The organism is Rhodobacter sp. P1_C2 (assembly GCF_056406375.1).
Genome location: NZ_JBFUAG010000007.1, coordinates 428,778 through 441,706 on the forward strand (window position 1 = coordinate 428,778; position 12,929 = coordinate 441,706).

Below are 12,929 nucleotides of genomic sequence, written 5' to 3' on the forward strand. Positions count from 1 at the left end.
GGTGCCGGTCTCAGTTCTTCACGGGTTCTGCGGCGGGCGCCGCAGGGGCCGGTTCTGCGGCACCCGCCGCAGGGGGCAGGCGCTTGGTGCAGACCTCGGGCGCCGCAGCCTGCGGCTGCGACGGGTCGAACCAGCAGACCGGGGCGACCGGCGCGCCGGGGCCGATCTTCTGGAAGCCGTCGACCACCACCATGTCATCGGCCGCAAGCCCGGACAGGACGATGACCCGGTTGCCGACGCTGCGGCCCAGCGTCACCGGGCGCAGGTCGACGGCCTGCTTGTCGGTGACGACATAGACCAGCGCCGCCCCCGAAGCATCGCGCTGCACGGCCTGCGCCGGGATGGCCAAGGCATCGGCCTCGGTCGCCTGTTCGACCATGACGCGGACATACATGCCGGGCAAAAGCACCCCTTCGGCATTGGGAAACTCGGCACGCAACGTGACCTGACCGCTGGAGCGTTCGACGAAAGCCTCTGCGAACAACAGCTTGCCCGGATGCTGGTATTGCGATCCGTCATCCAGATGCAGCACCACCCGCGCCACATCGGGTTCCACCATCACCAGCTCGCCCTTGGCCAGCGCGGCCCGCAGGCGCAACAGCTCGGACACCGGCTGCTGCATGTCGACATAGACCGTGTCCAGACGCTGGATCGTGGTCAGCACATCGCCTTGTGCTGCGACCAGCGCGCCTTCGGTGATCAGCGCGCGGCCGATCCGGCCGGAGATCGGCGCCTTGATATCGGCGTAGCTAAGGTTCAGTTCGGCAGCGCGGACCTGGGTACGGGCCTCGGCCAGACCGGCCTCGGCCTGCAGACGGGTGGCGGTGGCGGTCTCGAAATCGGATTTGCTGGTGATGTTGCGGGCATTCAGCGCGGCCAGCCGCTGGGCGTTCTGCTCGGCCTCCAGCAGGACGGCCTCGGCGCGGGCGACATTGGCGCGCGCCGCCTCTGCCGCGATTTCGTAGCTGGCCTTGTCAAGCTGGAACAGCACGTCCCCCTCCTTGACCAGGGAACCCTGCTCGAACAGCCGCTTCTCGATGATGCCGCCCACCCGCGGCCGGACCTCGGCGATCTGGGTGGCGCTGACCCGGCCCGGCAGTTCCGAGATCACCGGGATCGTCTCAGGCTCCAGCACGATCACGCCAACGCCCGACGGCGGCATGCCTTGTGCGAATCCCGCACCGGAGGCGGCGGCAAGCAGCGCAATCGCCGCGGACAGGGTGAAGCGCCGAAAAAGCAGGGTCATGGGCAATCCGTTGCAGCAGGATGGTTGCGGTATCACAGGTCAAATCTGGGCATATGACCAACTTGGTCGGGCGTCCAGTTTTATTCCCGGGAAATCTGTGCTACAGAGTGCAAAATGAGATTCCGGGGGGCAGGAACGTGGCATATTTGGCACGCGACGCAAGACGCGAGCAGATCATGAACGCTGTCATCGACATCGTCTCGCGCGAAGGGCTGTCGGCGGCGACCGTGCGGCGCATCGCCCAGACGCTGGACTGTTCGCCCGGACAGATCCACCACCACTTCGCCTCGGCCGAGGCGCTGCGGGCCGAAGCGGTCCGTGTCGTCTGGCAGCGGATCGAGCCGCGGATGCTGGAGGCCCTGCACGAAATGCCCCCGCGCGAGCGGCTTCTGGCGATGCTGGTCGGCTGCAAGGTCAAGTCGCTGGGCACGCTGGAACCGGTGATGGACCTCGCCGAACGGCTCTGGCACGAGGCCTGGGACATCCGCCAGGACCCCGCGGTGCGCGCCGCCCTCAGCGAGGGGATGAACAAGCTGCACCACGAGATCATCTGCGCGCTGGAGGAAGGCATGGCAGAGGGCAGCTTTCCCGCCGATCTCGATATCCGAAAGGCCGCCATGCGCCTGATCGCCGCCTCGCAGGGGTTCGAGATGCTGGAACAGATCGGCGTCAGCGCCGAACTCGGCGTCGAAAAGCTGAGCTTTGTCGAAGGCATCCTGCAGAAGGAAGGCCTGTAGCGGCGGCTCCACGGTCCCGCGACCGGACTGGACCTTTCAGGCCCGACCCGTCAGAAAGGGCGAAAGTCTAGAGGTCACCGCGCCATGTTACGTCCCTCCGGCAAGTCTGCGCGTTCGGACGGTCAGAACCTTGCCCTGCTGGTGCGCCTGCGCTGGGTGGCGATCGGCGGGCAGGCTCTGGCCATTCTGGCCACGCATTTCGTCTTCGGCATCGCGATGCCTTTGTTCAACATGCTGGCGATCCTGTCCTTCCTCGCCTGCATCAACCTTCTGGCCCGGGCGCGCAGCAAAAGACCCGAGCGGATCAAGGGCTCGCTTCTGACCATCGAGATCCTGATCGACGTGCTGGCGCTGACGCTGCTACTGTATCTGTCGGGCGGCGCCACCAATCCCTTCACCAGCCTGCTGATCCTGCAGGGCATCGTCGCCATCGTGCTTTTGCCGCCAGCGCAGGCCGGGCTGGTGATCGGGTCGACGATCCTTGCCGGGCTTTTCCTGCTGCAATACGGCCAGCCCCTGCACCTGCCCCGCCGTAGCGAGGATGGGCCGGGCTTCGATGATCTGTTTCTGGTGGGCACCTACCTCAGCTTCGTCATCTGCACGCTGCTGGCCGCCTGGTTCATCATGGGCATCCGCGCCAACCTCAACCGCCGCAACGAGGAACTGGCGCGGGCCGAAAGCCAGATCACCGAAGAGGCGATGATCCTGCGCATCGGGCTTCTGGCCTCGACCGCCGCGCATGATCTGGGCACGCCGCTGACCAACCTTGCCGTCATCCTCGACGACTGGGTCGATCTGGGGATGCCCGAAGCCGAGGAAACCCGGCGTCAGGTCGATCTGATGCAGGAGGCGGTGCAGACCTGCCGCGCGACCATCTCCGGCATGTTGCAGGCCGCAGGTGCCGCGCGTCTGGACGAGGCGGTGCCGCAGGATGTGGCGGGCTTTGTCGAACAGGTGGTGGCGCGCTGGCAGAGCGGCCATGCCCGGGTCCGCGTCAGCATCGCGGACCTGCGCAACCGACCCTGCCGGATCGTGGCGGATGTCCTCCTGCACAAGGCGCTCGACAATCTTCTGGACAACGCGGCCGAGGTTGGCGCGGACGAGATCAGCATCGCGATCCGCTCGGCCGGGCTGCGGGTCAAGATCGCGATCTGCGACAACGGGCCGGGGTTTCCGGCAACGCTGCTCGCCTCGGGGCCAGCGCCGTTCCAGAGCGGCAATCCGGTGCCGAGCCTTGGCCCCTCGCGCGGGTTGGGGCTGTTCCTCGTGCAATCGGTGCTGCGGCGGATGGGGGGCGAACTCAGGCTTTCCAACCTCGACACCGGCGGCGCGCAGGCGGCGCTGCTCTTGCCCTTCATCGCCTGATCATTTGACCGGCTGCTTGGCCAGCTTGCGGGCCAGCGTGCGCCGGTGCATCCCCAGCCGCCGCGCCGCTTCCGAGATGTTGAACTCGGTCTCGGCCAGGATGCGCTGGATCGTCTCCCACTCCTGGGTGCGCAGCGCCGAGACGCGGGGCGCGGTCAGATCCGGCACCTCGCGGCCCGCCTCATGGCTGAAGGCCGCCTCGATCTGGCGGGCGGTGGCGGGTTTGGCGAGGTATTGCGTGGCGCCGAGCTTGATCGCCTCGACCGTCGTCGCGATCGAGGCATAGCCGGTCAGGACCACGACCTGCGGCGGCGGCGTGATGCGGGCGAGTGCCGTCACCACATCCAGCCCGCTGCCATCGGCGAGTTTCAGGTCCACGAGGGCGCGGTCGGGGATATTGTCTTCGGCGAGGTAGGCATAGGCCTCTTCCACCCCGGCGGCCCGCGTCACCCGGTAGCCGCGCGCGGTGAAGCTGGCCGCCAGCGTGGAGGCCAGTCGCGGATCATCCTCGACGATCAGCAGGGACAGGCCGGTGGCGGCCTGATCGGGCAAGGTCATGGTCATGGCGCGGTTCCGGGGCACTGGCCCCAGAGCGCAATCTAGGCCGCTTTGCCCGGATTGCAAAGCGCAGCCGGGTCAGGGCTGCGGCGGCTGCGGCCTTTTCGGGCGCAGGGCGTAAAGACTGGTCACGGCCAGAAGCAGCGCGAGGCCGAACCAGGTCAGCGCATAGGCCAGATGCGCGTTGCGAAACCGGACGACGGTCAGACCGCCCACCGGCAGGGCCTGCGGGTCGGGGCCTGCTGCGGCATCGATGAAATAGGGGGCGACCGGGCCAAGACCCTCTGCCGTAGCGATGGCCGCAGTATCCCGGGAATACCAGCGCCCGGACTTGGGGTCATTGGCGCGCAGAAAGGCGCCGCCGGGCTCGGTCTTGCGCAAGAGGCCGGTGACGCTTTGCGCGCCATCCGGGTTCTGCCGTTGCGCCGGATTGCGCTGGTCGCCGGGTACGAAGCCACGGTTGACCAGCACGGTCCAGCCCGCGTCGGTCTTGAGCGGGGTCAGCACCCAGAAACCCGCGCCGCGTTCGGTGACGGCTTGGACCAGAACCTCGCGCGGGAAATCATAGGTGCCGCGGGCGGTGACCCTGGTATAGGCCTCCACCCCGCCGGAATGGTCTGGATCGGGCGCTGCAACCGGCGGCGCCGCCAGACGGGCATCGACGGCGGCGATCAGAGCCTTTTTCCAGGCGAGCCGTTCGACCTGCCAGATCCCCAGGCCCACCAGCACGGCCACCGCAAGGGCGACCGCGACCATCAGGCCCAGGCGGCGTGTCACGGCGCGGTTTCCATATCCTGGCTCATCTGCGGCATCATGTTCGTGGTCAGATGGTACATGACCCAGATCGAACCCGACAGCATGATCACCACCACGACCACGGTGAAGATCATGGCCAGCATCGACCAGCCCTCCTCCGCGCGCGAGGTCATGTGGAGGAAATAGACCATGTGCACGACGATCTGCACGATGGCGAAGGCGACCACGGTCAGGGCGGTGACCACCGGGCTGGCAAAACCGCCCATCATCACGATGGCAAAGGGGATCGCAGTCAGGATCACCGACAGGATGAAGCCCTTGGCATAGGAGGCGTGGCTGCCGTGGTCATGGCCGGCATCGCCATGGGCGTGACCGGCATCCGGGCTGTGCGATTGGCTTTGCTGCATGGCTCAGATCATCCTGACAAGGTAGACAAAGGTGAAGACGCCGATCCAGACCACGTCCAGAAAGTGCCAGAACATCGACAGGCACATCAGCCGCCGCAGGTTGGCCCCGATCAACCCCTTGCGCATCACCTGCACCATCAGCGTCACCAGCCAGATCGAGCCGAAGGCGACGTGCAGACCATGGGTGCCGACCAGCGAGAAGAAGGCCGACAGGAATGCCGAACGCCCGGGGCCTGCGCCTTCCTCGATCAGGTGGTGGAACTCGAAAAGCTCGATGCTCAGGAAGGCCAGACCGAAGCCGAGCGTGACCAGAAGCCAGACCAGCGTGGCGCTTTTCTTGCCGGCATAGGCGGCCAGAAGCGCAAAGCCATAGGTGATCGAGGACAGAAGCAGCATCGCGGTGTTGACCGCCACGAGGTTCAGATCGAACAGATCCTTCGGCCCCGGCCCCGCCGCGAGGTTTCCGCCCAGCACGCCATAAGCGGCGAAGAGGACGGCGAACATCAGGCAGTCGCTCATCAGGTAGATCCAGAACCCCAGCGCGGTCGAGGCGCCCTCGGGGTGGTCATGCGGCTCGGTCTCCCAGAAGGTATTGGTCGAAACGGACATCACATGGCTCCTGTCAGGCTGGTCTGGCGCGCGGTTTCGACCTTCGCCACCGTGTCGGCGGCAATGTGGTAATCGCGGTTGTAGTTGAAGGTGTGCGCGATGGCCCCGATGACCAGTGCGGCAAAGGACAGCACGGCCAGCCACCAGACATACCAGATCATCGCCATGCCGAAGACCGTGGCCAACCCGGCCAGGATCACGCCGGCGCCGGTGCTTTTCGGCATGTGGATGGCGAGGAACCCGGTCTGCGGCTGGGTGGCGCCCGCCGATTTCATCTGCCACCAAGCGTCGAGGTCATGGACGACGGGCGTGAAGGCAAAGTTGTACTCGGCCGGCGGCGAGGAGGTCGCCCATTCCAGCGTGCGGCCATTCCACGGATCGCCCGTCAGGTCGCGGTTCTTGGCGCGGTCCTTGATCGACACGGCGATCTGCAGGAAGAAGGCCCCGATGCCCGCCGCGATCAGCACGGCGCCGAAGGCCGCGATGGCGAACCAGATCTGCAGGCTCGGGTCGTCGAAGACCCGGACCCGGCGGGTGACGCCCATCAGGCCCAGGATGTACAGCGGCATGAAGGCGAACCAGAAGCCGACCACCCAGAACCAGAAGGACACCAGCCCCCAGAACCGGTTCAGCGTGAAGCCGAAGGCCTTGGGCCACCAATAGCTGATCGCGGCAAAGATCCCGAACAGCACGCCGCCGATGATGACGTTGTGGAAGTGAGCGATCAGGAACAACGAGTTGTGCAGCACGAAATCCGCCGGCGGCACGGCCAGCAGCACGCCCGTCATGCCGCCCACGGTGAAGGTCAGCATGAAGGCGATGGTCCACATCACCGGCAGTTCGAACCGCAACCGGCCGCGGTAGATGGTGAAAAGCCAGTTGAAGATCTTCGCCCCGGTCGGGATCGAGATGATCATCGTGGTGATCCCGAAGAACGAGTTCACCGAGGCCCCCGACCCCATGGTGAAGAAGTGGTGCAGCCAGACGAGGTAGCTGAGAACCGTGATGCAGACCGTCGCATAGACCATCGAGGTATAGCCGAACAGCCGCTTGCCCGCGAAGGTCGCCGTGACCTCGGAATAGACCCCGAACAGCGGCAGGATCAGGATGTAAACCTCCGGATGGCCCCAGATCCAGATCAGGTTCACATACATCATCGGGTTGCCACCAAGGTCATTGGTGAAGAAGTTGGTGCCCACATAGCGATCCAGCGTCAGCAGGATCAGCGTCATGGTCAGCACCGGGAACGAAGCCACGATCAGGATGTTGGTGCAAAGCGAGGTCCAGACGAAGACCGGCATCTTCATCAGCGTCATCCCCGGGGCGCGCATCTTGATGATGGTCACCATCAGGTTGATGCCGGAAAGGGTCGTCCCGACGCCCGCGACCTGCAGGCCCCAGATGTAGTAATCGACCCCGACATAGGGGCTCGCGGCGATCCCCGACAGCGGCGGGAAGGCCAGCCAGCCGGTCTGCGCAAACTCACCCAGGAACAGCGAGGCCATGACGATCACCGCCCCGCCCACCGTCATCCAGAAGGAGAAGTTGTTGAGGAACGGAAAGGACACGTCCCGCGCGCCGATTTGCAAGGGCACGACGAAGTTCATCAGGCCCGTTACGAAAGGCATCGCCACGAAGAAGATCATGATCACGCCATGCGCCGTGAAGACCTGGTCATAGTGGTGGGCGTTCAGGTAACCGTCCGATCCGCCAAAGGCCATCACTTGCTGCAGGCGCATCATGATGGCATCGGCAAAGCCGCGCACCAGCATGACAAGGCCCAGCACCATATACATGATGCCGATCTTCTTGTGATCGACCGAGGTGAACCAGTTGGTCCAGAGATAACCCCAAAGCCGGAAATATGTCAGCGCGCCGACAAGGGCCACGCCGCCCAGCACCACGACGGCGAAGGTGGCCATGACGATCGGCTCGGTCGGGATCGCCTCCCAGGTCAGGCGCCCCAGAAGGAAAGAGGTGGCGGGCAGGTCAGTTGCCATGGCGGCGTTCCTTACAAGTCAGACGGGGCGACAGGGCGCGCCGCAGCGATCGACAGATGGGGCGGAAGAAGGCTCATGAAGCCAGAGGGTTGCGGCAGGCCGTGGCCCATCAGCGGGGTCATGTCAGGCGCGGCCGCGGAACGGGTCACGGGATCGGTGCCGAACATCTTGGCGGCCTCGGCCGGCGAGCAGATCTGCGTCACCATGAAGGGCAGGCCGCCCATCGCCGGCAGGCGGACCCGGCTGCCCGGCGCATAGGTCAGCGCCGCGATGTTGTAGGCGCCCGCCAGACCGGTGCCGCCCTTGGCATCGAGAGAGGCCATCTCGGCCATGCACATCTTGCCCTCTTCGACGCAGAGGTTGACGACGCGGTCGTAAAGATCGGGCTCGACGACCGAGAAGAAGGCAGGCTTCTCGTTCTGGCTCGGCACGGCGAGGGTCAGATAGCGGGCACGGTCGAGGGTCTGGCCGCTGGCCTTGGCGGTCTCGACCCAGGCGTCAAAGCCTGCATCATCCAGAGCATGGGCCTTGAACCGCATCCCCGAGAAGCCGGCGCCCGAGTAATGCGAGGCGAGACCCTGATAATCGCCCTTCACGTTGAAGACGCCGTGCAGCTTGGTCTCCATCGCGGGCATCGCATAGATCATCCCGGCCATCGACGGGATGTAGAAGGCGTTCATCACGGTCGAAGAGGTCAGGGTGAATTCCACCTCGCGGTCGACAGGCACCGCCAGATCGTTGATCGCGGCCACGCCCTGATCGGGATAGATGAAGAGCCATTTCCAGTCGAGCGCCACGACCTCGACCCGCAGGGGCGACTGCCGCGTCTCGGCCTTGGCGCCGCCTGCCATGTCGAGCGGGCGATAGGGGTCCAGAAGATGGGTGCCGACCCAGGTCAGCGCGCCAAGGCAGATCACGATCAGCAAAGGCGCGGCCCAGATCACCAGCTCAAGCTTGGTCGAGTGATTCCACTCCGGCTGATAATTCGCCTTGTCGTTCTGGGCGCGGTATTTCCACGCGAAGAGAATGGTAAGCACCATGACCGGCACGATGATGAGCAGCATCAGCCCGGTCGAGATCACCAGCAAATCACGCTGCTTTGCAGCAACGTCGCCGGCCGGGGCCAGCACGTCGAACTTGCAGGCAGACAACAGCAGAATCATCGCGAGAGATGCCTGCAACTTTAAGGATTTGCTCATTTTTTCCGGTCTCCGTCCGCGGGGCCGCCGTCGCCACCCCGCCCTGCATAAAGGTTTGCGGCGCAGAGGGGATTGGACAATTTGTCCAATGCCGCTGCAGCGCAGCAAGGCTTAGGGAGGTGCGGAATTGCGTGGGCCTTGCCCTGTCTTCCCTGGAGCCTTCCTTCGATGCAAAGCCCGGCACTTGCAGAACATACCGCCCATGACGGCGAACACGTCTCGCCCTCGGATATCGCCGTTGGCGTGATCATCGGGCGCAGCTCGGAATTCTTCGACTTCTTCGTCTATGCGATCGCCTCGGTCCTGATCTTTCCGAAGCAGTTCTTCCCCTTCGCCTCGCCCCTGGAGGGCACGCTCTGGTCCTTTGCCCTCTTCGCGCTGGCCTTCCTTGCGCGGCCTTTCGGCACGGTGATCTTCACCGCCGTCGACCGCCGCTTCGGCAAGAACGCCAAGCTGATCGGGGCCTTGCTGCTGATGGGGTCCTCCACCGTCGCCGTCGGCCTTCTGCCCGCCTATGACGTGCTGGGCGGCTGGTCCATCGTGCTGCTGGGCGCGCTGCGCGTCGGTCAGGGCCTGGCCCTTGGCGGGTCGTGGGACGGTCTCGCCTCGCTTCTGGCGCTGAACGCGCCGGAGGGGCGGCGCGGCTTTTACGCGATGGTGCCGCAGCTGGGTGCGCCGGTCGGGCTGATCGTCGCAAGCCTGCTCTTCGCCTATCTGCTGACCGCGCTTTCGGCTGCCGATCTTCTGGAATGGGGCTGGCGCTATCCCTTCTTCGTGGCCTTCGCGATCAACGTCGTGGCGCTGTTCGCGCGCCTGCGCATGGTGGTGACGCCGGAATACCAGCGCCTGTTCGAGACCCGCGACCTGCAGCCGACCACGGTGCGCGCCACCGTCAAGGCCGAGGGGCGCGGCATCCTGACCGGGGCTTTCGTGCCGCTGGCGAGCTTTGCGCTCTTCCACATGGTCACCGTCTTCCCGCTGTCCTGGGTCTTCCTCTACACCGACCAGTCGCCGGTGGGCTTCCTTCTGATCGAGTCGATGGGGGCCGTCGTCGGCATCGTGGCGACCTTCCTGTCGGGCCTCGTCTCTGACCGGATCGGGCGGCGCAGCCTGTTGTTCTGGGGCGCCTTCGCGATTGCGTCCTTCAGCCTTCTGGCCCCGGTCCTGCTGGGTGCCGGTCAGCTTGGCGAGGCGATCTTCATGTTCTACGGCTTTGCCATCCTCGGCTTCAGCTTTGGCCAATCCTCGGGCGCCGTGGCCTCGCTCTTTGCCAGCGTCCATCGCTACACCGCTTCGGCGCTGGTGTCGGACCTTGCCTGGCTGTTCGGCGCAGGCTTTGCGCCGTTGGCCGCACTGACCCTAGCGGCGAGCCTCGGCCTCGTCGCCTCGGGCTTCTACCTCTTGTCGGGGGCCATCGGCACGATGATCGCGCTGCACTTCGCCAAGCGGCTGGAACTGCGCGGCCAGTAAGGCAGAGATTCCAAGACAAAGGGCGCGGTCCGATCGACCGCGCCCTTTGTCATTTGCGGGGGCAAGGCTTCAATACCAGCCGGGTTTGCAGGCGGCGCCCAGCATCCGGTCATAGACATCGGTCCGCCGGTCGCGCAGCACCTGGTTGAAATCGTTCCAGTTCCGCTTTCGCCTTGCATCGGCGAGGTTGATCTCGGCCACCAGCACCTCTTCGCCGCCATAGCTGGCCGGTCCCGCCATCGGCCAGCCGGCATGGCCGACGATCAGGCTTTGGCCGATGAAGGGCTGGCCGCGCTCGGTGCCGACCCGGTCGGCGGCGATGATGAACAGCGAGTTGCTGTGCGCCGCCGCCATGACGAGGATATTCGCCATCGCCTCGCGCTTGGGGTCCTGGCCCGGGATCGGCACCCAGTTGGTCGGCACGCACATCAGCTCGGCCCCCTGCAGCGCCGCCAGACGGAAGGTTTCGGGGAACCAGCAGTCATAGCAGATGATGCAGCTGATCCGGCCCAGCGGCGTGTCGAAAACCGGCACGCCCAGATCGCCCGGGGTGAAGTAAAGCGCCTCTTCCCCCCAGAGGTGGATCTTGCGATACCGCCCGATCAGGCCCGCAGGCCCGATCAGCACGGCGGAGTTGTAGAACCTTTCGCCCTCACGCTCGGTGATGCCCGCGACGATATACATGTCAAGCCGCGCCGCCGCCGCGATCCAGGCCTGGGTCGAGGGGCCCTCGGGGATGACCTCGGCCAGATCGGCGATCTCGGCCCGGCTCTGAAAGACATAGCCGGTGTTGCAGAGCTCCGGCAGGACGGCGAGTTTTGCGCCCTTGGCGGCCGCCTGCTCGATCAGGGTGATCGAATGGGCGACGTTGCGGGCGGTTTGCCCGAACAGCGGCTCCATCTGCAGGCTGGCGACCGTCACCCCGGCTTCCTTGATACTTTTCGTCATGCGCCCTGCCCCGCTTTCCGTCATGCCCGCTCAGTCGCGGCCGATTGCCCACAGCACCTGCTGTTCGAACAGCGTCTTGTAGCCCTTCCAGGCGATGAAATCCGGCGGCAGCCAATGCGGCCCGACATCCGAGGTCCAGACTACCGTCCGCCCCTTGCCATAGGTGCCCGCCACCAGCAAAGGCAGCGCGCCGTAATCGGTGGAGACGGTCGCCAGCACCTCGGCGCCTTCCTTGACCACCACCTCGTTGAAGCCCAGAAGCACCGGCCAGTCACTGCCCAGCCCGGCGAGGATCGGGTGGGCGGGATTGCCGCTGACCACCGGCTTGAAGGATTCAGGCACTTCCACCCGGTCATCGAAGGGCAGGCAGGTCACCGGCAGCACCTCTTCCACCGGCGTCTTGTGATAGCGCGCACCGCCGTTGATGCCCTGGAAACTGTAATAGCCGCCGTACATCAGCAGGGCGCCGCCCTCGCGCACATAATCGCGCAGCAGGCGCAGCCGGTTCGGCGTCGGCTTCGACCGCAGCCAGGTGTCGGGATGCAACAGCAGCGTGTTCGCCCCGATGTCGGACAGCACGATCGCGTCATAGTCCCGCAGCCCCTCCAGCGTCTGCGGGAACTGGGCCTGCGCCTCGTGCGAGGGCATGAAGCGCACGTCGAGCGGCCCGTCCTTGAAGGCCGCCAGAAGCTCGTCCGCGCCGGTGTGATAGGTGGCGGTCGCGAACTGGTCGAACCCCTTGGTATGGGTCCCCGTGGTCACCCAGGATTCCCCGGCCAGCAGAACCTTGTATTTCGACATGCCATTCTCCGAAAATCTTGGCGCGCTGCGGGCTTGCCCAAGCGCGGCCGAGGGTTTGGACCATCAATGCAAATTGCGGCGGGACGTGTCAAGTCACTTGAATTTCAGTCACGTCAGGATGGGGCAGATCAGAAGGTCGGCGGGGTGTTGACCCAGAAGATGCTGGCGCGGTCGGTGCCGATGTTGCGGTAATGGTGCGGCAGATCGGACTTGAAGACAAAGGCATCGCCCGGTTTCATCTGAAACACCTTGTCATCGACGATCAGCTCGATCTCGCCCGCCAGGATATAGCCGACCTCTTCGCCGGCATGTTCGATGGGGCCGGCGCTGGCGCCGCCCTCTTCGATATGGTGGATGTTGCATTGCAACAGATGGCCCGGCGAATAGGGAATGATCCGCTCCAAGGAGATCCCCTCGCCCCGGCGCAAAGGGTCGAGCGTGATCAGCGGCCTTGTGCCATTGCGAAAGACGATGCCCTCTTCGGCATCGGTTTCCTCGAACATCCAGCCGATATTGGTGCCCAGAACCTTCACCAGCCGGTGCAGCATCGGCAGCGAGGGCGTAGCCTTGCCGTTCTCGATCTTGGACAGCAGGCTTTCCGAGCAATTGGCCCCATCGGCCAGCGCCTTCAGCGTCAGGCCACGGGTCTGTCGCGCCAGCCGCAACCGCATGCCCAGAACGGCGACATTGGGGTGTTGGTCAGGTTCGGCGCTTGGCCGCAGATCGCTGCTCTTCATCTTCATCCACGCATCAAGGGGCGCCGCCAGGGGCTCGGGCGTCGCGCCAACCGGCTTGGCGCACTTTTCAGGAAAATCGACCTGAATGCAATATGT

General features: G+C 65.2%; 13 protein-coding genes. 3 read left to right on the forward strand and 10 right to left on the reverse strand.

What is annotated here, in order from left to right:
- Positions 1 to 10: 10 nt before the first annotated feature.
- Positions 11 to 1,246, reverse strand: a complete 1,236-nt coding sequence (locus AC1DZT_RS14520; protein WP_478007344.1) for an efflux RND transporter periplasmic adaptor subunit — start codon at positions 1,244 to 1,246, stop codon at positions 11 to 13.
- A gap of 176 nt (positions 1,247 to 1,422) precedes the next feature.
- On the opposite strand from AC1DZT_RS14520, the gene AC1DZT_RS14525 reads away from it, so the two are divergent.
- Together AC1DZT_RS14525 and AC1DZT_RS14530 are read left to right on the forward strand one after the other, a co-directional pair.
- On the forward strand, positions 1,423 to 1,983 hold the full coding sequence (locus tag AC1DZT_RS14525; RefSeq protein ID WP_478007345.1) for a TetR family transcriptional regulator: 561 nt from the start codon (positions 1,423 to 1,425) through the stop codon (positions 1,981 to 1,983).
- Positions 1,984 to 2,067: 84 nt separating this feature from the next.
- Positions 2,068 to 3,348 (forward strand): ATP-binding protein, encoded by a 1,281-nt coding sequence (locus AC1DZT_RS14530; RefSeq protein WP_478007346.1) that lies wholly within the window; start codon positions 2,068 to 2,070, stop codon positions 3,346 to 3,348.
- Here AC1DZT_RS14530 and AC1DZT_RS14535 read toward each other — a convergent pair whose 3' ends face one another.
- The 6 genes from AC1DZT_RS14535 to cyoA form a co-directional block, all read right to left on the reverse strand.
- Positions 3,349 to 3,912, reverse strand: a complete 564-nt coding sequence (locus tag AC1DZT_RS14535; RefSeq protein ID WP_478007347.1) for a response regulator transcription factor — start codon at positions 3,910 to 3,912, stop codon at positions 3,349 to 3,351.
- Between the two features lie 72 nt (positions 3,913 to 3,984).
- Entirely contained in the window at positions 3,985 to 4,683 is a 699-nt protein-coding gene (locus AC1DZT_RS14540; RefSeq protein ID WP_478007348.1) for an SURF1 family protein, read from the reverse strand.
- Positions 4,680 to 5,069, reverse strand: coding sequence for a cytochrome o ubiquinol oxidase subunit IV (gene cyoD / locus AC1DZT_RS14545; protein ID WP_478007349.1), 390 nt, complete (start codon positions 5,067 to 5,069; stop codon positions 4,680 to 4,682). Before cyoD ends, AC1DZT_RS14540 begins: the two co-directional genes overlap by 4 nt.
- Positions 5,070 to 5,072: 3 nt before the next feature.
- Complete coding sequence (gene cyoC, locus AC1DZT_RS14550) at positions 5,073 to 5,678, reverse strand: cytochrome o ubiquinol oxidase subunit III (RefSeq protein ID WP_478007350.1); 606 nt, start codon at positions 5,676 to 5,678, stop codon at positions 5,073 to 5,075.
- A complete protein-coding gene (gene cyoB / locus AC1DZT_RS14555; protein WP_478007351.1) occupies positions 5,678 to 7,678 on the reverse strand; it encodes a cytochrome o ubiquinol oxidase subunit I in 2,001 nt (666 codons plus the stop codon). The genes cyoC and cyoB overlap by 1 nt, the downstream gene beginning before the upstream one ends.
- Before the next feature lie 11 nt (positions 7,679 to 7,689).
- A complete protein-coding gene (gene cyoA / locus AC1DZT_RS14560) occupies positions 7,690 to 8,841 on the reverse strand; it encodes a ubiquinol oxidase subunit II (protein ID WP_478007352.1) in 1,152 nt (383 codons plus the stop codon).
- A gap of 204 nt (positions 8,842 to 9,045) precedes the next feature.
- On the opposite strand from cyoA, the gene AC1DZT_RS14565 reads away from it, so the two are divergent.
- Entirely contained in the window at positions 9,046 to 10,347 is a 1,302-nt protein-coding gene (locus AC1DZT_RS14565; RefSeq protein ID WP_478007353.1) for an MFS transporter, read from the forward strand.
- Positions 10,348 to 10,416: 69 nt separating this feature from the next.
- On the opposite strand, the gene AC1DZT_RS14570 is transcribed toward AC1DZT_RS14565, so the two are convergent.
- From AC1DZT_RS14570 to AC1DZT_RS14580, 3 genes are all read right to left on the reverse strand, one after another.
- Positions 10,417 to 11,295 (reverse strand): nitrilase family protein, encoded by an 879-nt coding sequence (locus AC1DZT_RS14570; protein WP_478007354.1) that lies wholly within the window; start codon positions 11,293 to 11,295, stop codon positions 10,417 to 10,419.
- Between the two features lie 30 nt (positions 11,296 to 11,325).
- Positions 11,326 to 12,096, reverse strand: coding sequence for a glutamine amidotransferase (locus AC1DZT_RS14575; RefSeq protein ID WP_478007355.1), 771 nt, complete (start codon positions 12,094 to 12,096; stop codon positions 11,326 to 11,328).
- Between the two features lie 128 nt (positions 12,097 to 12,224).
- The gene (locus AC1DZT_RS14580; RefSeq protein WP_478007356.1) at positions 12,225 to 12,839 is read right to left on the reverse strand and encodes a cupin domain-containing protein; all 615 of its coding nucleotides are present in this window, start codon (positions 12,837 to 12,839) and stop codon (positions 12,225 to 12,227) included.
- Positions 12,840 to 12,929 lie beyond the last annotated feature (90 nt).

Excerpts from the sequence above, each read along its gene's own strand:
- AC1DZT_RS14525 (WP_478007345.1), top strand. The coding sequence starts at position 1,423 with ATGAACGCTGTCATCGACATCGTCTCGCGCGAAGGGCTGTCGGCGGCG.
- AC1DZT_RS14535 (WP_478007347.1), bottom strand. The coding sequence starts at position 3,912 with ATGACCATGACCTTGCCCGATCAGGCCGCCACCGGCCTGTCCCTGCTG.
- AC1DZT_RS14520 (WP_478007344.1), bottom strand. The coding sequence starts at position 1,246 with ATGACCCTGCTTTTTCGGCGCTTCACCCTGTCCGCGGCGATTGCGCTG.
- cyoC (WP_478007350.1), bottom strand. The coding sequence starts at position 5,678 with ATGTCCGTTTCGACCAATACCTTCTGGGAGACCGAGCCGCATGACCAC.
- cyoA (WP_478007352.1), bottom strand. The coding sequence starts at position 8,841 with ATGATTCTGCTGTTGTCTGCCTGCAAGTTCGACGTGCTGGCCCCGGCC.
- AC1DZT_RS14530 (WP_478007346.1), top strand. The coding sequence starts at position 2,068 with ATGTTACGTCCCTCCGGCAAGTCTGCGCGTTCGGACGGTCAGAACCTT.
- AC1DZT_RS14570 (WP_478007354.1), bottom strand. The coding sequence starts at position 11,295 with ATGACGAAAAGTATCAAGGAAGCCGGGGTGACGGTCGCCAGCCTGCAG.
- AC1DZT_RS14575 (WP_478007355.1), bottom strand. The coding sequence starts at position 12,096 with ATGTCGAAATACAAGGTTCTGCTGGCCGGGGAATCCTGGGTGACCACG.
- AC1DZT_RS14580 (WP_478007356.1), bottom strand. The coding sequence starts at position 12,839 with ATGAAGATGAAGAGCAGCGATCTGCGGCCAAGCGCCGAACCTGACCAA.
- cyoB (WP_478007351.1), bottom strand. The coding sequence starts at position 7,678 with ATGGCAACTGACCTGCCCGCCACCTCTTTCCTTCTGGGGCGCCTGACC.
- AC1DZT_RS14565 (WP_478007353.1), top strand. The coding sequence starts at position 9,046 with ATGCAAAGCCCGGCACTTGCAGAACATACCGCCCATGACGGCGAACAC.
- cyoD (WP_478007349.1), bottom strand. The coding sequence starts at position 5,069 with ATGCAGCAAAGCCAATCGCACAGCCCGGATGCCGGTCACGCCCATGGC.